The organism is Bradyrhizobium sp. NC92 (genome assembly GCF_025200865.1).
Taxonomy (GTDB): Bacteria; Pseudomonadota; Alphaproteobacteria; order Rhizobiales; family Xanthobacteraceae; genus Bradyrhizobium.
In genome coordinates this window covers 347,446-366,405 of sequence record NZ_CP104171.1, presented here as the reverse complement: position 1 = coordinate 366,405, position 18,960 = coordinate 347,446, and the positions used below count along the sequence as shown (strand labels likewise).

The following is an 18,960-nucleotide window of genomic DNA, read 5'->3' as shown; positions in this document are numbered from 1 at the left end:
CGCGACATGCAAGTTCCGCCCGAGACCCAGGTCGTCATCGACCTCGACGACAACCGCGCCGCTTCCGCGCTGGTCGGCCCTTACGGTCAGAATCTCGCGCAGATCGAGCGGAGGCTCGGCGTCGTCGTCGATTCCAAGGGCAACCACATCACCATCGGCGGCACCCGCGACGGCTGCGACGCCGCGCGCCGCGTGGTGGAGATGCTCTACGCGCAGGCCGTGAAGGGACAGGACCTCGACCAGGGCGAGGTCGAAGGCGCGATCCGCGCCGTGATCGCGCAGGGCTCGCTGTTCGAGTTCGACGCCAAATCAGCCAAGTCCACCTTCGACAGCATCAACTTACGCAAGCGCCCGGTGCGTGCGCGTACCGCTGCGCAGGACTCCTACATCCGCGCGCTGAAGCGCCACGAGCTGGTGTTCGGCATCGGCCCCGCCGGCACCGGCAAGACCTGGCTCGCCGTCGCGCACGCCGCGCAGCTGTTCGAGCGCAAGGAGGTCGACAAGATCATCCTGTCGCGTCCGGCGGTGGAAGCCGGCGAGCGGCTCGGCTTTTTGCCTGGCGATCTCCGCGAGAAGGTCGATCCGTATCTGCGCCCGATCTACGATGCGCTCTACGACCTCATGGATGCGCGGATCGTCGAGCGCGCGCTGCAGACCGGCGAGATCGAGATCGCGCCGCTCGCCTTCATGCGCGGCCGCACGCTGACCAACGCCGCCATCATCCTGGACGAGGCCCAGAACACCACGTCGATGCAGATGAAGATGTTCCTGACCCGTCTCGGCGAGAACAGCCGCATGATCGTGACCGGCGATCCCTCGCAGATCGACCTGCCGAACGGCCAGACCTCGGGCCTGGCCGAGGCGACCCGCCTCTTGAGCGGCGTCGAGGGCATCGCCCAGGTTCATTTCAAGGCCGAGGACGTGATCCGCCACGAGCTCGTGGCGCGGATCGTCGCCGCCTACGAAGGGCCGCCGCAGCGGCCGGCCACCGGTCAGTCCTGACGAGGCAACACCGGACCCAAGAGGGCGCGAGCTCGGCGCCTTTCGTCCGAGACAACACAATGTCCCATTCCAACCTTCCCATGACCGAGGTCCTCGTCGTCGCCGATTGCTGGCAGCGCGAGCCCGATTCCGAAGCCGTGATCCAGCGCGCGGTGGCGGCTGCCGCCGAGAGCGTCGACGAGGACGTTGCCGACGCGGAAGTGGCCGTGATGCTGACCGATGATGCCGGCATCCGCACGCTCAACAGCAACTGGCGCGGCATCGACAAGCCGACCAACGTGCTATCGTTTCCCGCGCTGCAGCCGGAGGGCGCCTGGAAGCCGGGCGATGCGCCGCGCATGCTCGGCGACGTCGCGATCGCCTACGAGACCATGCGGCGCGAGGCCGACGAGGAACACAAGCCGTTCGACCATCATTTGAGCCACCTCGCCGTGCACGGCTTCCTGCACCTGATCGGCTACGACCACGAGAACGAGAGCGACGCCGAAGAGATGGAAGCGCTCGAAACGGAGATCCTCGCTCATCTCGGCATCCCCGATCCCTATGCCGACCGCCCGGGGACGCACTGAGATGCCGGATTCCGAGCCTACCCACGACAATCCGCGCACCACGGCCAATCTGCCGGCCGTGGTGACGCCGGGCGAGGTGCTGCGCCCGACCGCCGATAGCTGGCTGCTGCGCGCCATCCGCACGCTGTTCGGCTGGAAGGCGGGGTCGGTGCGCGATGACCTCCAGGTCGTGCTCGACGCCTCGACGCCCGACGACACCGGTTTCTCCGCGGTCGAGCGCACCATGCTGCGCAACATTCTCGGCCTGCACGAGCGCCGCATCGCCGACGTCATGGTGCATCGCGCCGACATCATCGCGGTGAAGCGCGACATCCCGCTCGGGGAATTGATGGACCGCTTCGAGAGCGCCGGCCATTCGCGCCTCGTGGTCTTCGACGAGACGCTCGACGATCCCGTCGGCATCGTCCACATCCGCGACCTGCTCGCTTTCATGACCGCGCGTGCCCGCGTGTCGGAAGCCACCAAGACCAAGCGCAAGAAGCCGCTGCCGGCCGGGCTTGACTTGCGCGCGGTGGATCTCGCGCTGCCGCTTCACGAGGCGCACATCATTCGCAAGCTGCTCTACGTGCCGCCGTCGATGCGGGCGATCGACCTGCTCGCGCAGATGCAGGCCTCGCGCATCCATCTGGCGCTGGTGGTCGACGAATATGGCGGCAGCGACGGGCTGGTCTCGATCGAGGACATCGTCGAGCAGATCGTCGGCGAGATCGACGACGAGCACGACAGCGACGAGCCGCCCTCGATCGTGCGCCTCCCCGACAACGCCTTCATCGCCGACGCCCGCGCCAGCCTCGACGACGTCCGCTCGGTGATCGGCGAAGACTTCGTCACCGGCGAGGCCGGCGAGGAGGTGGAGACGCTGGGCGGCTATCTCGTCAGCTTCGTCGGGCGCCTGCCGGTGCGCGGCGAGGTGATCTCGGGCCCCGGCAATTACGAGGTCGAGGTGCTCGATGCCGATCCGCGCCGCGTCAAGCGGCTGCGCATCGCGACGCGGAAGGAGCGCCCGGCGCCCCGCACCCAGCGCGAGAGCCGGCGCCGTGAAGCCGCGCCGGAGAGCGGACAAGCGCCGGCCAGCGACACGCCCACGCCGCCGCCGAGCGACGGGACCGGCCCGCAGTGAGCCCATCGCAGCGCCTTCGGCAAATTGCGCTGGCCATCATCCTCACCTGGGGATGGCAGCGCGCCATCGTCGCCATGGCGGCCGGCGCGCTGTCGGTGCTGGCGCTGGCGCCGTTCAACCTCTTTCCGGTGCTGTTCGTCACCTTCCCGGTGCTGGTCTGGCTGATCGACGGCGCCGGGGCCGGCCGCTATGGCGGCGTGCCCGCGGCGGCCTTGACCGGCTACTGGTTCGGGCTCGGCTATTTCGTGCCCGGCCTCTACTGGATCGGCTATGCCTTCTTCGTCGAAGCCGACATATTCGCCTGGCTGACGCCGTTCGCGGTGCTGGGCCTACCGGCCTATCTTGCGATCTTCACGGCGATCGGCTTTGCGCTGGCGCGGCTGCTCTGGAGCAAGAACGCCACGCGCGTGCTGGCGCTCGCAGCGAGCCTCACCATCAGCGAATGGCTGCGCGGTCATGCGCTGACCGGCTTTCCCTGGAACGCGTTCGGATATGCCCTCTCCGAGCCGTTGCCGCTGGCGCAGACGGCCTCGCTGATCGGCCTGTGGGGCATGACGTTCCTGACGGTCGCGATCTTCGCGAGCCCGGCGACGCTGATCGACCGCACGCCCGATCGGCGCCTGCAATGGCGGGTGCCGGCCGCGGCGCTCGCGCTCCTGGTTGTCATGAGCATCTTCGGCGCGATCCGCCTGGCGCTGCATCCGACCACGATGGTGGAGGACGCCAAGCTGCGCCTGATGCAGCCCAACCTGCAGCAGGACGCGAAATTCAACTACGCCGCCAAGCCGGAGGTAATGAAGAAGTACCTCGCGCTGTCGGACCGCGCCTCCGGGCCGCAATCGACCGGCGTGCGCGATGCCACCATCCTGATCTGGCCGGAATCCGCCTTTCCGTTCTTCCTGACCCGCGAAGCCGACGCGATGGCGCAAATCGCCGATCTCTTGCCGAAGGGCACGGTGCTGATCACGGGATCGGTCCGTGCGCCTGACCTGCCGCGGGGCACGCCGATCACGCGCGCCTACAACTCGATCTACGTGATCGATCACGACGGCAGCGTGCTCGCCGTGTACGACAAGCTGCACCTGGTCCCATTCGGAGAATTTCTTCCCTACCAGTCGTTGATGGAGAAGCTCGGTTTCGAGCAACTGACGCGTGTGCGCGGCGGCTTCATTCCAGGGACCGTGCGGCATGCGCTCCCCGTTGCCGGCGCGCCGCCGGCGCTGCCGCTGATCTGTTACGAGGCGATCTTTCCCGACGAAGTGGCCGCACGCAACGAACGTCCGGGCTGGATCGTGAACCTCACCAATGACGGCTGGTTCGGCATCTCGACCGGTCCCTACCAGCACCTGGAGCAGTCGCGGATGCGCGCGATCGAGCTCGGATTGCCGCTGGTCCGCTCGGCCAATACCGGCATCTCCGCAGTGATCGATCCGGTCGGCCGCACGGTGGCGAGCCTCGGTCTCGGCATCGAGGGCATTTTGGATGCAAATCTGCCGACGGCGATCCCACCGACCGTTTATGCACGGGTGGGTGATGTGCCCGCAGCGATGCTCGTCGCGGTGGCCGTGCTGTTGGCGGTCCGCCGACGAATAGGCAAACGCCAGCCCTGATCGCGCCGCCGCCGCAGCGGCCGGAATCCTTTGACAACCGTAGTCCCACGGTTGACAGACTGCACACGGGCTCCCCATTCTGCACCGGCTGCAAAAGACAGTGGTGCGTTGCTAAATTTCTCCGCAATGTTTCCCAATAACAGGGTTTGATTTTGCGATGTTGCACCCGAGGCATGCTTGGTCATTGCGCCGAAGGTGGTGTTTGGAGGGCTGAGGAAATGTCGAAAGCGCCCAACCCTGTTGACAAATATGTCGGCAGTCGCGTGCGCATGCGCCGCATCATGTTGGGCATGAGCCAGGAAAAGCTCGGTGAAGCTTTGGGCCTGACTTTCCAGCAGATTCAGAAATACGAGAAGGGCACCAACCGGGTCGGCGCGAGCCGCATCCAGCAGATCGCGGAGATTCTGCAGGTGCCGGTGTCCTTCCTGTTCGAGGGCGGCCCGAGCGGCGTGCCGGGTCCGGATGGCTTCAGCGAGGGCGCCTCGCCCTCTTACGTCTCGGACTTTCTCGCCACTTCCGAAGGGCTCGCCTTGACCAAGGCGTTCACGCGAATCACGGATTCGAAGATGCGCCGCTCGATCGTCGATCTGGTCGAGCAGATCGCGGCCCGCGAAGGCCCCGACAAGCGCTGAATCGCCATCTCCACGGCGATTTGAGACTGCATCAAATCTGGCCTATGTCGTCATTTACGACCGCGCTTTGATGCGCGTCCGCTGCGATGATGCGATTCAAAGGCACAGATGCGCCCATGACCGACTCCAATTGGTTCGATTCACAAACTATTCTCGATGGCATCCGCCGCTGGGTGGAGATCGAGACACCGACGGAAGCACCTGAACAGGTCAACAAGCTGGTCTCCGTGGTCGCGGAGCAATACTGCGACCTGCCCGTCACGCTCGAGCGCATCGCCGGCACGGACGGCTGCGGAGACCATCTCGTGGCGCGCACGAATTGGGGGCAGGAGCAGCCGGGCATCCTGGTGCTGAGCCACCTCGATACCGTCCATCCCATGGGCTTCATCGAGCGCCTGCCGTTCAAGGTCGAAGGCGACGTCGCGTTCGGCCCGGGCATCTACGACATGAAGGGCGGCGCCTACATCGCCCATCACGCCTTCCGCGCGCTTTGCGCGACGGGCGATCGCTCGCCGCTCGGCATCACGCATCTGTTCACCTCCGACGAGGAGATCGGCAGCCCGACGTCGCGCGCGCTGATCGAAAAGGAAGGGCGCAAGGCCAAATATGTGCTGGTGACCGAGCCGGCGCGCGACGGCGGCAAGATCGTGACCGGACGCAAGGGCGTCGGTCGCTTCCGGGTTTTCATCAAGGGCGTGCCCGCGCATGCCGGCTCGCGACCCGAAGACGGCCGCAGCGCCGTCCGCGAACTCGGCAACGTCATCCTGGCGCTGGAAGGGATGAACGATCTGGCGCGCGGCGTCACCGTCAATGTCGGTGTGGTGCGCGGCGGCACGCGTCCCAACGTCACGCCCGAGGATGCCTATGCGGAAGTCGATCTGCGCGTGGTGAGCCTCAAGGACGCGGACGAGTTCGTCGGCAAGATCCTCGGGCTGCGATCGAAGACCGACGGCGTCACCGTCATGGTCACCGGCGAGCTCAACCGGCCGCCTTACGAGAAGAGCAATGCAGGCGCATCGCTGTACGAGCATGCCCGAACGCTCGCCAGCGAGATCGGCTTCGAGCTGATCGACACCCATACCGGCGGCGGCTCGGACGGCAATTTCACCGCCCCGCACACCGCGACTCTCGACGGGCTCGGCGTCGACGGCAAGGGCGCGCACACCCATTACGAGCAGCTCTATGTCTCCTCACTGGCACCACGCGCGCGGCTGCTCCATCGCCTTTATCAGACGCTGCGATGAGCGAACGCAAGTCAACCCCCGATCGCGACGACAGCGAGCGCGCCTTCTTCGGGCGCCGCAAGGGCCACAAGCTCAGGCAACACCAGGCCGGGTTGATCGAGCAGCTGCTGCCGCATCTTGCGCTCGATATCGAGGGTGAGGCGCCGGCGGACGCCCGCGACATCTTCGATCCCGCAGCCGACGACATCAGGCTCGAGATCGGCTTCGGCGGCGGCGAGCATCTCGCGGCCGAGGCGCAAAACTTTCCCGCCACCGGCTTCATCGGCTGCGAGCCCTATGTCAACGGCATGGCCAAGATCCTCGCGCAGATCGAGGCGGCCAACATCGGCAATATCCGCCTGTTCGCGGGCGATGCCGCCGAGCTGCTCGCCTGGCTGCCCCGGGAGTCGCTGTCGCGGATCGATTTGATCCATCCCGATCCCTGGCCGAAGCGGCGACACTGGAAGCGGCGCTTCGTCCAGGACCGCACCATCGCGGCAATGGCGCGCGTGCTCAGGCCGAATGGTGAATTCCGTTTCGTCTGCGACATCGACGATTACTGCGCCTGGACCCTGTCGCATCTTGCGCGTTCGCCAGACTTCGTCTGGCTCGCCGAACGCGCCGACGATTTCCGGCAGCCATGGCCGGGCTACACCATGACGCGCTACGGCCGAAAGGCCGCGCGCGAAGGGCGCAAGGCGGCGTATCTGCGGTTCAGGCGGGTCGATTAGCCGTCATTGCGAGGAGCCCGCGATAAATTGCAAAGCAATTTGCGCTGGCGAACGAAGCAATCCCGAGTGCCTGCTCGGAGAGATTTCTGGATTGCTTCGCTACGCTCGCAATGACGACGCGCGGAACTAAATCGTCTGCCGGTTGCGCCAGAAATTCACGACGCGCTCGGCGGTCGTCGGCATCAGGCGCGTGAAGTTCACGCGCGCGGTCTCGATGTCGGCATCGGCCGGCGTGCGGTTCGAGCCGTACCAGAGCAGGATGAGCGCGCGCACCGTGGGCCAGCCGAGGTTCAGCACGCGGCCCAGGATCAGCAGCGGATCGTAGCGGTCGCCCGCGATCAGGCGGTCGAGGACCTGGAGGCGAACGCCCGACATCGCCGACAGCGCGGCGACCGATTCCTCGTATTTGTGCGCCTTGGCGAAACCGAGCAGCGCGCTCTCGCCGAGATGGCCCTCGCGATTCAAGGTCAGCACCGTGCGTTGTGCCGCGGAGAAATCGCGGCGCGGGCCCGGCGGCAGCGCGGCCTCCTCGATCGCGGCCATCGCGCGCTTGATCTCGACCTGGCGCACGGGATTGACCACGGTGGAGAGACGACGGCGGATGACGTCGAGCGTCCCGTCCAGCAGCAGCTTCAGATTCTCGCCGGAAAGGTCGTTGCGCTGACCGATCTTGAGCGTCAGCACGCCGTCCTGCGCCGCGCGCTTGATCATCTCGGAATAGCTGCCTGGCGAGAACACCGCACCGGCATTGGCGGCGGCACGCCGCACCACGTCGCGATCGCCGCGCTCGACCAGCACGTCGGTGACGGCGGGTGACAAAGCGGGACGCTCCGTCATCGCCAGCAGATGGCCCTGGCCCTTCAAGCGCGCGATCTCGACCAGAGCCGCATCGTCGAGCACGGGCGAGCGGCGCAGCACGGGGCCGGCCACCATGATCTCGTTCTCGCGCGCGAGCTGATTGACGAGGTGCGGCGGCGCGTTGTTCAGGCGCGAGAAGCGCTCGGCCAGATCAGCGCGGGAGGCGAGCTCGGCATGGGGGACGAGATCGATCAGGAGATTGTCGAAGAGATCGATCAGCTCGGGGCGGAGCTTGTCCGCGTCCCGGAAGAACAATTGAGAGATGGCACGCGCGATCTCACCGCGGCGGCGCGGATCGCCGCGCTTGACGATATCGTCCAGTCCAGGAATGAGCGACGTGGCAACGGTCATGAAAACGCAACTCGAACGGGGCACGCCGCGGGTGCGCCCTTGGTTCAAGCCGCCCCACAATCGGAAAATCTAGGCCTGCTTGATGAAGGAAGCGTTGCGCAGGGCCTGCAGACGGGCGCAAAAAGGCCCCCGTTCTCGCTGCAATGGGCCTTGTCCGGGGGTTAAGAAAGCGCTATATCAGCGCCAATTCATCTTCTCATACGATCCGCGTAGTGAGAGTGGGCCCGAAAGGACCCGCTCTTTTTTATTACCTGAACGCGGCTCGGCGGGAGATGCGCCCGACGCGTCGTCGGGAAAGTTCCGAAGCGGGCTTTGAAATCGTAACCAAGCCTTAACCATCGAGCGCCCTGACCCTGGACATGACCGAACCGAACCCTGGTTCCACGGATGCCGAATTGCTGGCCGAGCCGCGGCTCGTGGTCGAGCCCGGCGTCGCGGCAAGGGTGTCCGCAGTGGCTGGTCCCGTGCTCCAGGGCATGGGCTACCGCCTGGTCCGGATCCGCATTTCCGGGGAAGCAGGCTGCACCGTGCAGATCATGGCCGAGCGGCCCGACGGCTCGATGCAGATCGAGGATTGCGAGGCGATCTCGCGGGCCCTGTCGCCCGTGCTCGACGTCGCCGATCCCATCGACCGCGCCTATCGGCTGGAGATCTCCTCGCCGGGGATCGACCGTCCGCTGGTGCGCCGCTCCGATTTCGAGCGCTATTGCGGGCATCTGGTGAAGATCGAGATGGCGGTCGCCCATGACGGGCGGAAGCGCTTCCGCGGCACGCTCGGCGCGGTCGAGGGCGACCGCGTGCATCTGCATCGCGACGATGCCAAGGCTGGCGACGAGGCCGACGTTCTCCTGACCATGGAGGATATCGGCGATGCGCGGCTGGTGCTGACTGACGAGTTGATCGCCGAATCCATGCGCCGCGGCAAGGCCGAGGCGCGCGAGATGCGGCGCAATCTCGGTCTCGAGCCGCCGCAGGCACCGCACGCCAAGATCAGCGAGAAGACCACCAAGAACACCAAGCCGAAGAAGAAGCCGGCCCCGACCAACACGAAGAAACATCGCCTTGCCGCCGAACGCGCGCGGCGCGGCGAGATCGAGCCTGACCAAGGAGACTAGCCATGGCAGTCAGCGCCAACCGACTTGAATTGCTTCAGATCGCGGACGCCGTCGCGCGCGAAAAGTCGATCGACCGCGGCATCGTCATCGCGGCGATGGAGGACGCCATCGCCAAGGCGGCGCGCGCCCGTTACGGCAGCGAGACTGACGTTCACGCCGAGATCGACCCGAAGAAGGGCGAGCTGCGGCTGTCGCGCCACATGCTGGTGGTCGACAAGGTCGAAAATCACTCCAACCAGATCTCGCTGGTGGACGCGCAGCGCGCCAATCCGGGCGCGCAAGTAGGCGACACCATCGCCGACACCCTGCCGCCGCTGGAATATGGCCGCATCGCCGCGCAATCGGCCAAGCAGGTGATCGTGCAGAAGGTGCGCGAGGCCGAGCGCGACCGGCAGTACCAGGAATTCAAGGACCGCATCGGCGACATCGTCAACGGCGTCGTCAAGCGCGTCGAATATGGCAGCGTGATCGTCGATCTCGGCCGCGGCGAAGCCATCATCCGCCGTGACGAGATGCTGCCGCGCGAAGTCTTCCGCAACGGCGACCGCGTCCGCGCCTATATCTTCGACGTCCGCCGCGAAACGAGAGGCCCGCAGATCTTCCTCTCCCGCACCCATCCGCAGTTCATGGCAAAGCTGTTCGCGCAGGAAGTGCCGGAGATCTATGACGGCATCGTCGAGATCAAGGCGGTGGCCCGCGATCCGGGCTCGCGCGCGAAAATCGGCGTGATTTCCCGCGATTCCTCGGTCGATCCGGTCGGCGCCTGCGTCGGCATGCGCGGCTCGCGCGTGCAGGCCGTGGTGAACGAGCTGCAGGGCGAGAAGATCGACATCATTCCCTGGTCGCCCGACATCGCGACCTTCGTGGTCAACGCGCTGGCGCCGGCGGAAGTCTCCAAGGTCGTCATCGACGAGGACCGCGAGCGCATCGAGGTCGTGGTGCCCGACACCAACAACCAGCTCTCGCTGGCGATCGGCCGCCGCGGTCAGAACGTGCGCCTGGCCTCGCAGCTCACCGGCTGGGATATCGACATCCTGACCGAGCAGGAGGAATCGGAGCGCCGCCAGGCCGACTTCGAGAACTCCACCCGCGTCTTCATGGAATCGCTCAACGTCGACGAGGTGGTCGGCCAGCTCCTGGCGTCCGAAGGCTTCACCTCGGTCGAGGAGCTCGCGATGGTGGACGTCAAGGAGCTCGCCGGCATCGAGGGTTTCGACGAGGAGACCGCGCAGGAGCTGCAGAACCGCGCCCGCGAATATCTGGAGCAGCAGGAAGCCGAGCTCGAGGCGAGGCGCAAGGAGCTTGGCGTCGAGGACGCGCTCAAGGACGTGCCCGGCGTCACCTCGAAGATGCTGGTGAAGTTCGGCGAGAACGACATCAAGACCGTCGAGGACCTCGCCGGCTGCGCCACCGACGATCTGGTCGGCTGGACCGAGCGCAAGGAAGGCAGCGAGCCGACCAAGCACGCCGGTGCGCTCGACGGCATCGACATCTCCCGTGACGACGCCGAAGCGATGATCATGCAGGCCCGCGTCAAGGCCGGCTGGATCACCGAGGCCGATCTCGCCAAGCCTGCCGAGGAGGCCGAGGCGACCGAAGATCAGCCGGCTTAAGGGCAAAGGAGAATGTCGCCCGGATGCTTGCAGATTCCGACCTCGAACTTGACCATGGCCCGCGGACCGAAAGGTCCGCGACCATGCGCATGTGCGCGGTCAGCCGCGAGGTCCGGTCGATCGACGAGCTGATCCGCTTCGTCGCATCGCCTGACGGACAAATAGTTCCCGATCTCAAGCGCAAGCTGCCCGGACGCGGGATGTGGCTCACCGCCTCACGCAAGACGGTTGCGGAAGCGGTGCGGCGTCACCAATTCAGCAAAGCCTTCAAGCGCGAGCTGCGCATCCCTCAGACGCTTCCCACCGACATCGAGGCGCTCTTGGTCCGGAGCGTAACCGAAGCCCTTGGGATCGCCGCCAAGGCGGGCCAGGTCGTGGCCGGCTTCGGCAAGGTCGAGAGCGCCCTTCGGGAAGGGACGGTCGAGGTCCTGATCCATGCCAGCGACGGGGCCGCGGACGGAATCCGCAAATTGGACATGCTGGCGCGCCAGAATGCCGGGAATCGCGGTGCTAAGGCGCAGATTCCCGTCGTTACCGCTCTGAAATCGTTAGAATTGGATTTGGCACTGACCCGGTCAAATGTGATACATGCTGCCCTGCTCGCGGGCCCGGCGAGCAAGTCATTCCTGTCACGTAGCCAGATCCTGGTCCGATACCGGATGGCGGACGACGACAAGACTGCCGAAAAACCCGGCCAGGATTTCTGAGAGACAACGACGACCCAATTGGATGGTGCGGCAACGCACAACACTGATAAATCAGGATTAGGACTGCTGAATGGTTGATACCAAGACCCCTGGCGACAAGAAGCTGAGCGTTCCGAGCAAGACGCTATCGCTCAAGCCGCGCGTCGAAACGGGCACCGTGCGCCAGAGCTTCAGCCATGGCCGCAGCAAGCAGGTCGTGGTCGAGAAGCGCGGCAAGCGCCGCATTGGCGACGGACCCGAGCCGCACGCGCCTGAGGTGACGGCAAAGCCCGCGCCGGTCGCCCCCGCCGCGCCGTCCCGTCCGGCTCCGCCCCCGCCCCGCAACGCCGGTTCCGGCGTGGTGCTGCGCACCCTTACCGAGGACGAGCGTTCGGCCCGCGCCAGCGCGCTGGCCGATGCCAAGCTGCGCGAAGTCGAGGAACGCCGCCAGGCCGAGGAAGAGGCCCAGCGACGCTCCGCCCGTGAGGCCGCCGAGCGCGCTGAGCGCGAAGCCGCCGAATCCCGCCGCAAGGCCGAGGAAGAGCGCCACCGTCACGAGGACGAAGCCAAGCGCAAGGCTGAGACCGAGGCCAAGAAGCGTTTCGGCGAGGGTGAGCAGCCATCCGCCGCGCGCCCCGCGACCGCAACACCGGCCGCCGGCGCTCCGCGCCCCGGTGCGCCTGCGTCCCGGCCTGGAACCACCACCACAGCGCGTCCGGGAACCACGACGGCGCGTCCCGCAACGACGACCGCGCAGCGTCCGGGTGGACCGGCTGGCCGCGGCCCCGCCGTTGCGGCCGAGGCTGACGACGACGAGGCACCGCGCCAGATCCGCCGCGGCCCCGGCGGCGCCGCGCGTCCCGTGGTAGCCCCCAAGCCCACCCACAAGCCCGGCCCGCAGAAGGAGCGCGGGCGCCTGACCGTCGTCACCGCGCTCAATGCCGACGAAGTGCGCGAGCGCTCGATCGCCTCGTTCCGCCGCCGCACCCAGCGCCTGAAGGGCCACGCCTCGAATGAGCCCAAGGAAAAGCTCATCCGCGAGGTGGTCATTCCGGAAGCGATCACCATCCAGGAACTCGCCAACCGCATGGCCGAGCGCGCGGTGGACGTCATCCGCATGCTGATGAAGCAGGGCGCGATGCACAAGATCACCGACGTGATCGACGCCGACACCGCGCAGCTCATTGCCGAAGAGCTCGGCCACACCGTCAAGCGTGTTGCTGCGTCCGACGTTGAAGAAGGTCTGTTCGACGCTACCGACGATTCGACCGACACCGAGACCCGTTCGCCCGTGGTGACCGTCATGGGTCACGTCGACCACGGCAAGACTTCGCTGCTCGACGCGCTCCGTCACGCCAACGTGGTCTCCGGCGAAGCCGGCGGCATCACCCAGCACATCGGCGCCTATCAGGTGACATCGCCTGAAACCGGCAAGAAGATCACCTTCATCGACACGCCCGGCCACGCAGCGTTCACCGCGATGCGCGCCCGCGGCGCCAAGGTCACCGACATCGTCGTGCTGGTGGTCGCGGCCGATGACGGCGTGATGCCGCAGACGGTCGAAGCCATCAATCACGCCAAGGCGGCAGGCGTGCCGATCATCGTTGCCATCAACAAGATCGACAAGCCCGATGCCAAGCCCGAGCGCGTGCGCACCGAGCTGCTCCAGCACGAGGTGCAGGTGGAGTCGTTCGGCGGCGAAGTCGTCGACGTCGAGGTGTCCGCCAAGAACAAGACCAATCTCGACAAGCTGCTCGAGATGATCGCGCTCCAGGCCGAAATCCTCGACCTGAAGACCAATTCGGAGCGTCCCGCCGAAGGCACCGTGATCGAGGCCAAGCTCGATCGCGGCCGTGGTCCGGTCGCGACCGTTCTGGTCCAGCGCGGCACGCTCCGCGTCGGTGACATCATCGTCGCCGGTGCCGAAATGGGCCGCGTCCGCGCGCTGATCTCCGATCAGGGCGAGACCGTGCAGGAGGCCGGCCCCTCGGTGCCGGTCGAAGTGCTCGGCTTCAACGGCCCGCCCGAGGCCGGCGATCGTCTCGCGGTGGTCGAGAACGAAGCCCGCGCCCGCCAGGTCACCAGCTACCGCGCGCACCAGAAGCGCGAGAACGCGGCAGCCTCGATCTCCGGCATGCGCGGCTCGCTCGAGCAGATGATGTCGCAATTGAAGACGGCGGGCCGCAAGGAATTCCCGCTGATCGTCAAGGCCGACGTGCAGGGTTCGCTGGAAGCCATCCTCGGCTCGCTGGAGAAGCTCGGCACCGACGAGGTCGCCGCCCGCATCCTGCATGCCGGCGTCGGCGGCATCTCGGAATCCGACGTGACGCTGGCCGAAGGCTTCAACGCCGCGATCATCGGCTTCTCGGTTCGTGCCAACAAGGAGGCCGCTGCGGCCGCCAAGCGCAACGGCATCGAGATCCGCTACTACAACATCATCTACGACCTCGTGGACGACGTGAAGAAGGCGATGAGCGGCCTGCTCGCGCCGACCTTGCGCGAAACCATGCTGGGCAATGCCGAGATCCTGGAGATCTTCAACATCTCCAAGGTCGGCAAGGTCGCCGGCTGCCGCGTCACCGACGGCACCGTGGAACGCGGCGCCAATGTGCGCCTGATCCGCGACAACGTCGTCGTGCACGAAGGCAAGCTGTCGACGCTCAAGCGCTTCAAGGACGAAGTGAAGGAAGTCCAGTCCGGCCAGGAATGCGGCATGGCCTTCGAGAATTATCACGACATGCGTGCCGGTGACGTGATCGAGTGTTATCGCGTGGAGACGATCCAGCGCTCCCTGTAAGTCCAAATCTTACCGAAGCGTTCGGATCTTTTTGAACTGAGATTGCGGGAGTGCGATGGCCGGATTTTTCCGGCCATCCACCCCTCTTCGTTTCAACAGGACACATGACAATGCCCGTGTCGCGGATGCGGGCATGACGAGGTGATTTTCGAAAAAATGCCACGGCATCATCAGAAGAAGAGTTCCGCGCCCGGCGGCTCGCAGCGTCAGCTGCGCGTCGGCGAGCAGGTTCGCCACGCGATGGCCGATATTCTGGCGCAAGGCAATGTGCATGATGCTGATCTGGAAGGTCACATCATCACCGTGCCGGAGGTGCGGATGTCGCCCGACCTGAAGCTCGCGACCGTCTATGTGATGCCGCTCGGTGGCCGCGACACCGAGATCGTGATCGCTGCGCTCGAACGCAACAAGAAGTTCCTGCGCGGCGAGGTCGCGCGGCGCGTTAACCTGAAATTTGCACCTGACATTCGCTTCCGCGTCGATGAACGATTCGACGAAGCGGAACGGATCGAGAAGCTTTTGCGAACGCCTGCGGTGCAGAAGGATTTGGAACAGGATCCGCATTCGGATCGGGAAGAAGAGCAATGACCATGGACCCCGCTCACGGCACGATCGGCGGCAACGACACCGACCAGCGCGACGTGCAGGACAACAATTTCGCGGAGAATTCGCAGCCGCATCAGGAGCCGCGCCGCGTCAACAACGATCCGCGCGCCAGGCAGCAGAAGGGCAACCAGGTTCGGCGCGACCGCCGTGATGTCCATGGCTGGGTCGTGCTCGACAAGCCGATCGGCATGACCTCGACGCAGGCAGTCGCCGTGCTCAAGCGCCTGTTCAACGCCAAGCGCGCCGGACACGCCGGCACGCTCGATCCGCTCGCCTCGGGGGGCTTGCCGATCGCGCTCGGTGAGGCCACCAAGACCGTCCCCTTCGTGATGGACGGCCGCAAGCGCTACCGCTTCACGGTCTGCTGGGGCGAGGAGCGCGACACCGACGACATCGAGGGCCGGGTGACCGCGACCTCGGACCAGCGCCCGAGCCGGGAGGCCATCCTCGCCCTGCTGCCCCGCTTCACCGGGGTGATCGAGCAGGTCCCGCCGCGCTATTCGGCGATCAAGGTCCAGGGCGAGCGCGCCTATGACCTCGCCCGCGACGGCGAGGTCGTGGAGCTGGCCCCCCGCCCGGTCGAGATTCACCATTTAACCCTTGTAGATCAACCGGATAACGACCGGGCCGTGTTCGAGGCCGAATGCGGCAAGGGCACCTATGTGCGGGCGCTGGCCCGCGATATGGGCCGGATTCTCGGCACTTACGGCCATATCTGCGCGCTCCGGCGGACCCTGGTCGGCCCATTTGGCGAAAACGACATGATTCCACTGGATCAGTTGGAGGCTTTGTGCGATAGAGCCGCGTCCGGCGAGGGCAGCCTCGCCGACGCGCTTTTGCCCGTTGAGACCGCGCTGGACGACATCCCGGCACTGGCCGTCACTCGGGCTGATGCGGCAAGGCTCCATCGGGGCCAGGCCGTTTTGTTGCGCGGACGGGATGCGCCCACTTGTAGCGGCACAGTCTATGTCACGGTGGCAGGCCGTCTTTTGGCGCTTGCCGAAGTTGGCAATGGCGAAATCATCCCCAAGCGTGTGTTCAACCTGACCGGCCTGACTGCCAGCCCCGGTCGCAACGAGAGAAATTGACGATGTCGATTGCCGCAGAACGCAAAGCGGAAGTCATCAAGACGAATGCCACCAAGGCCGGCGACACCGGCTCGCCCGAGGTTCAGGTCGCGATCCTGTCGGAACGCATCAACAACCTCACCAACCATTTCAAGACCCACGTGAAGGACAACCATTCGCGTCGCGGCCTCTTGAAGCTGGTCTCGACCCGCCGCTCGCTCCTCGACTATCTCAAGAAGAAGGACGAGGCACGCTACAAGGCGCTGCTCGAGAAGCACAATATTCGTCGTTAAGAGTTCCTGCGCGCGCCACCGGCGCGCGTTTTCGCACGTGGTTTCGAACGAAAGCGCTTATTTCAAGCTTTTTGATCGAGGTTGCGCGCACATCGGACGCAAGCCGTTGAGGGCGAGCATCCGGGCATGAAGGGCGAGGACCGCGGTTCGGTGTTCGCATTCGTGCCGACTGACAGTCCAGCAGCAATCCGGCGGCTGGGCACAACGGGCAAGGCGCCCGTATGACCCGAAAGGATGGACGCCATCCGACATCCAAAAACCATGGCAGGATCGCAGGACGCTGATCATCCGCTCCGATCAGCGTCCCGCAATCTTGCGCATGGTTTTTGTTTTTCGAGAGCCGTCCCTTCTTTCGAGAACCCATGAAAGAAGACCTCTATGTTCAATAAGCATTCAGTCGAGATCGACTGGGGCGGACGCCCACTCAAGCTCGAAACCGGCAAGATCGCCCGCCAGGCCGACGGTGCCGTCGTCGCCACCTATGGCGAGACCGTGGTGCTCGCCACCGTCGTCGCGGCGAAGGCGCCGCGCGAAGGCGTCGACTTCCTGCCGCTGACCGTCGACTACCAGGAAAAGGCCTACGCTGCGGGCCGCATTCCCGGCGGCTATTTCAAGCGCGAAGGCCGTCCGACCGAGAAGGAGACGCTGGTCTCCCGCCTGATCGACCGTCCGATCCGCCCGCTGTTCGTCGATGGCTGGCGCAACGAGACCCAGGTGATCGTCACCGTGCTGTCGCACGACATGGAGAACGATCCCGACATCGTGGCGATGGTCGCGGCCTCCGCCGCGCTGACGCTGTCCGGCGCCCCCTTCAAGGGCCCGATCGGCGCGGCCCGCGTCGGCTTCGCCAATGACGAATTCATTCTCAACCCGACGCTCGACGAGATGGTCGACACCCAGCTCGACCTCGTCGTCGCCGGCACCGCCGACGCCGTGCTGATGGTGGAATCGGAAGCCAAGGAACTGAACGAAGACATCATGCTCGGCGCCGTGATGTTCGGTCACCGCCACTTCCAGCCGGTGATCAACGCCATCATCGATCTCGCCGAGAAGGCTGCCAAGGAGCCGCGCGAAGTCACCGTCATCGACAATGCCGCGCTCGAGAAGGAAATGCTCGGCCTGGTCGAGCAGGAGCTGCGCGCCGCCTACGCCATTCCGGTCAAGCAGGATCGCTACGCCGCGGTCGGCAAGGTCAAGGAAAAGGTGATGGCCCATTACTTCCCCGAAGGGCAGGAGCCGCAATACGACAAGCTGCGCATCGCCGGCGTGTTCAAGGAGCTGGAGGCCAAGATCGTTCGCTGGAACATCCTCGACACCGGCAAGCGCATCGACGGCCGCGACAGCAAGACCGTCCGCAACATCGTCGCCGAAGTCGGCGTGCTGCCCCGCGCCCACGGCTCGGCGCTTTTCACCCGCGGCGAGACCCAGGCGATGGTCGTGACCACGCTCGGCACCGGCGAGGACGAGCAGTACATCGACGCGCTGTCCGGGACGTACAAGGAAACGTTCCTGCTGCATTACAACTTCCCGCCCTACTCGGTCGGTGAGACCGGCCGCCTCGGTGGCACCAAGCGCCGCGAGATCGGCCACGGCAAGCTGGCCTGGCGCGCGATTCGTCCGGTGCTGCCGCCGCACCATGAATTCCCCTACACCACGCGCGTGGTGTCGGAGATCACCGAGTCGAACGGCTCGTCCTCGATGGCTTCGGTCTGCGGCGCCTCGCTGGCGCTGATGGATGCGGGCGTGCCGCTGAAGCGGCCGACCGCGGGCATCGCGATGGGCCTGATCCTCGAAGACAAGCGCTTTGCGGTTCTCTCGGACATCCTCGGCGACGAGGACCATCTCGGCGACATGGACTTCAAGGTCGCCGGCACGGAACAGGGCATCACCTCGCTCCAGATGGACATCAAGATCGAGGGCATCACCGAAGAGATCATGAAGGTGGCGCTGGCCCAGGCCAAGGACGGCCGCATCCATATCCTCGGCGAGATGGCCAAGGCCCTCACCGCGGCCCGCGCCGAGCTCGGCGAATACGCGCCGCGCATCGAGACCTTCAAGATCGCCACCGACAAGATCCGCGAAGTGATCGGCACCGGCGGCAAGGTGATCCGCGAGATCGTCGAGAAGACCGGCGCCAAGGTCAACATCGAGGACGACGGCACCGTGAAGGTCGCCTCCTCTGACGGCGAGGCGATGAAGGCCGCGATCAAGTGGATCAAGTCGATCGCGTCCGATCCTGAAGTCGGCCAGATCTATGACGGCACCGTCGTCAAGGTGATGGAGTTCGGCGCCTTCGTGAACTTCTTCGGCTCCAAGGACGGCCTCGTCCACATCAGCCAGCTCGCGGCCAGCCGCGTGCAGAAGACCTCCGACGTCGTCAAGGAAGGCGACAAGGTCAAGGTCAAGCTGCTCGGCTTCGACGATCGCGGCAAGACCCGCCTGTCGATGAAAGTGGTCGACCAGACCACCGGCGAGGACCTCGAGGGCAAGGACAAGGCCGAGGGCGAGAAGGCCCCGCGCGAAGCAGCCGGCGAGTAAGGCCTCTCGCGACAGTCCGGAAAAACGAGGGGCGGCCGAAAGGCCGCCCTTTTTGTTGGTGGTCTCGATCCGTCAGCGCGCTGCTCTTCACCTCTCCCCAGCGGGGAGAGGTCGATTTGCGAAGCAAATCGGGTGAGGGGGTTTGGTCC

General features: G+C 65.7%; 16 protein-coding genes. 15 read left to right on the top strand and 1 reads right to left on the bottom strand.

What is annotated here, in order from left to right:
* Window positions 1-6: 6 nt before the first annotated feature.
* From N2602_RS01720 to trmB, 7 genes are all read left to right on the top strand, one after another.
* Entirely contained in the window at window positions 7-1,002 is a 996-nt protein-coding gene (locus N2602_RS01720; RefSeq protein WP_172789366.1) for a PhoH family protein, read from the top strand.
* Between the two features lie 59 nt (window positions 1,003-1,061).
* On the top strand, window positions 1,062-1,571 hold the full coding sequence (ybeY, locus tag N2602_RS01715) for an rRNA maturation RNase YbeY (protein ID WP_260381560.1): 510 nt from the start codon (window positions 1,062-1,064) through the stop codon (window positions 1,569-1,571).
* Window position 1,572: 1 nt separating this feature from the next.
* Window positions 1,573-2,691, top strand: a complete 1,119-nt coding sequence (locus tag N2602_RS01710; RefSeq protein ID WP_246709078.1) for a hemolysin family protein — start codon at window positions 1,573-1,575, stop codon at window positions 2,689-2,691.
* Window positions 2,688-4,301, top strand: coding sequence for an apolipoprotein N-acyltransferase (gene lnt, locus N2602_RS01705; protein WP_260381559.1), 1,614 nt, complete (start codon window positions 2,688-2,690; stop codon window positions 4,299-4,301). Before N2602_RS01710 ends, lnt begins: the two co-directional genes overlap by 4 nt.
* Before the next feature lie 218 nt (window positions 4,302-4,519).
* Window positions 4,520-4,933 carry a helix-turn-helix domain-containing protein gene (locus N2602_RS01700; protein ID WP_018319423.1) on the top strand — a complete coding sequence of 138 codons (414 nt, stop codon included), beginning with the start codon at window positions 4,520-4,522 and terminating at the stop codon, window positions 4,931-4,933.
* Between the two features lie 86 nt (window positions 4,934-5,019).
* The gene (locus N2602_RS01695) at window positions 5,020-6,177 is read left to right on the top strand and encodes a M20 family metallopeptidase (protein WP_260381558.1); all 1,158 of its coding nucleotides are present in this window, start codon (window positions 5,020-5,022) and stop codon (window positions 6,175-6,177) included.
* Window positions 6,174-6,887 (top strand): tRNA (guanosine(46)-N7)-methyltransferase TrmB, encoded by a 714-nt coding sequence (trmB, locus tag N2602_RS01690; RefSeq protein ID WP_212257695.1) that lies wholly within the window; start codon window positions 6,174-6,176, stop codon window positions 6,885-6,887. Before N2602_RS01695 ends, trmB begins: the two co-directional genes overlap by 4 nt.
* A 126-nt stretch (window positions 6,888-7,013) precedes the next feature.
* Here trmB and N2602_RS01685 read toward each other — a convergent pair whose 3' ends face one another.
* On the bottom strand, window positions 7,014-8,096 hold the full coding sequence (locus tag N2602_RS01685; protein ID WP_260381557.1) for a DUF2336 domain-containing protein: 1,083 nt from the start codon (window positions 8,094-8,096) through the stop codon (window positions 7,014-7,016).
* 359 nt (window positions 8,097-8,455) lie between these two features.
* Between N2602_RS01685 and rimP the strand changes: the two genes are divergently transcribed.
* The 8 genes from rimP (at window position 8,456) to pnp (ending at window position 18,811) form a co-directional block, all read left to right on the top strand.
* Entirely contained in the window at window positions 8,456-9,211 is a 756-nt protein-coding gene (rimP, locus tag N2602_RS01680; protein WP_260381556.1) for a ribosome maturation factor RimP, read from the top strand.
* 2 nt (window positions 9,212-9,213) lie between these two features.
* Window positions 9,214-10,824, top strand: a complete 1,611-nt coding sequence (gene nusA / locus N2602_RS01675; protein WP_172789358.1) for a transcription termination factor NusA — start codon at window positions 9,214-9,216, stop codon at window positions 10,822-10,824.
* A 23-nt stretch (window positions 10,825-10,847) separates the two neighbouring features.
* Window positions 10,848-11,531: an RNA-binding protein gene (locus N2602_RS01670; protein WP_260381555.1), complete on the top strand. Its 684-nt coding sequence runs from the start codon at window positions 10,848-10,850 to the stop codon at window positions 11,529-11,531.
* 70 nt (window positions 11,532-11,601) lie between these two features.
* Window positions 11,602-14,307: a translation initiation factor IF-2 gene (infB, locus tag N2602_RS01665; RefSeq protein ID WP_260381554.1), complete on the top strand. Its 2,706-nt coding sequence runs from the start codon at window positions 11,602-11,604 to the stop codon at window positions 14,305-14,307.
* Between the two features lie 156 nt (window positions 14,308-14,463).
* On the top strand, window positions 14,464-14,895 hold the full coding sequence (gene rbfA, locus N2602_RS01660) for a 30S ribosome-binding factor RbfA (protein ID WP_036008998.1): 432 nt from the start codon (window positions 14,464-14,466) through the stop codon (window positions 14,893-14,895).
* Window positions 14,892-16,001: a tRNA pseudouridine(55) synthase TruB gene (gene truB / locus N2602_RS01655; RefSeq protein ID WP_260381553.1), complete on the top strand. Its 1,110-nt coding sequence runs from the start codon at window positions 14,892-14,894 to the stop codon at window positions 15,999-16,001. Before rbfA ends, truB begins: the two co-directional genes overlap by 4 nt.
* A 2-nt stretch (window positions 16,002-16,003) precedes the next feature.
* On the top strand, window positions 16,004-16,273 hold the full coding sequence (rpsO, locus tag N2602_RS01650) for a 30S ribosomal protein S15 (RefSeq protein WP_008540131.1): 270 nt from the start codon (window positions 16,004-16,006) through the stop codon (window positions 16,271-16,273).
* A 378-nt stretch (window positions 16,274-16,651) separates the two neighbouring features.
* Window positions 16,652-18,811 (top strand): polyribonucleotide nucleotidyltransferase, encoded by a 2,160-nt coding sequence (gene pnp, locus N2602_RS01645; RefSeq protein WP_172788572.1) that lies wholly within the window; start codon window positions 16,652-16,654, stop codon window positions 18,809-18,811.
* The last annotated feature ends 149 nt before the right edge of the window (window positions 18,812-18,960 follow it).

Coding starts and splice junctions, on each gene's coding strand:
- N2602_RS01720 (WP_172789366.1), top strand. CDS start 7: ATGCAAGTTCCGCCCGAGACCCAGGTCGTCATCGACCTCGACGACAAC.
- ybeY (WP_260381560.1), top strand. CDS start 1,062: ATGTCCCATTCCAACCTTCCCATGACCGAGGTCCTCGTCGTCGCCGAT.
- N2602_RS01710 (WP_246709078.1), top strand. CDS start 1,573: ATGCCGGATTCCGAGCCTACCCACGACAATCCGCGCACCACGGCCAAT.
- N2602_RS01700 (WP_018319423.1), top strand. CDS start 4,520: ATGTCGAAAGCGCCCAACCCTGTTGACAAATATGTCGGCAGTCGCGTG.
- N2602_RS01695 (WP_260381558.1), top strand. CDS start 5,020: ATGATGCGATTCAAAGGCACAGATGCGCCCATGACCGACTCCAATTGG.
- trmB (WP_212257695.1), top strand. CDS start 6,174: ATGAGCGAACGCAAGTCAACCCCCGATCGCGACGACAGCGAGCGCGCC.
- N2602_RS01685 (WP_260381557.1), bottom strand. CDS start 8,096: ATGACCGTTGCCACGTCGCTCATTCCTGGACTGGACGATATCGTCAAG.
- rimP (WP_260381556.1), top strand. CDS start 8,456: ATGACCGAACCGAACCCTGGTTCCACGGATGCCGAATTGCTGGCCGAG.
- nusA (WP_172789358.1), top strand. CDS start 9,214: ATGGCAGTCAGCGCCAACCGACTTGAATTGCTTCAGATCGCGGACGCC.
- N2602_RS01670 (WP_260381555.1), top strand. CDS start 10,848: ATGCTTGCAGATTCCGACCTCGAACTTGACCATGGCCCGCGGACCGAA.
- infB (WP_260381554.1), top strand. CDS start 11,602: ATGGTTGATACCAAGACCCCTGGCGACAAGAAGCTGAGCGTTCCGAGC.
- rbfA (WP_036008998.1), top strand. CDS start 14,464: ATGCCACGGCATCATCAGAAGAAGAGTTCCGCGCCCGGCGGCTCGCAG.
- truB (WP_260381553.1), top strand. CDS start 14,892: ATGACCATGGACCCCGCTCACGGCACGATCGGCGGCAACGACACCGAC.
- rpsO (WP_008540131.1), top strand. CDS start 16,004: ATGTCGATTGCCGCAGAACGCAAAGCGGAAGTCATCAAGACGAATGCC.
- pnp (WP_172788572.1), top strand. CDS start 16,652: ATGTTCAATAAGCATTCAGTCGAGATCGACTGGGGCGGACGCCCACTC.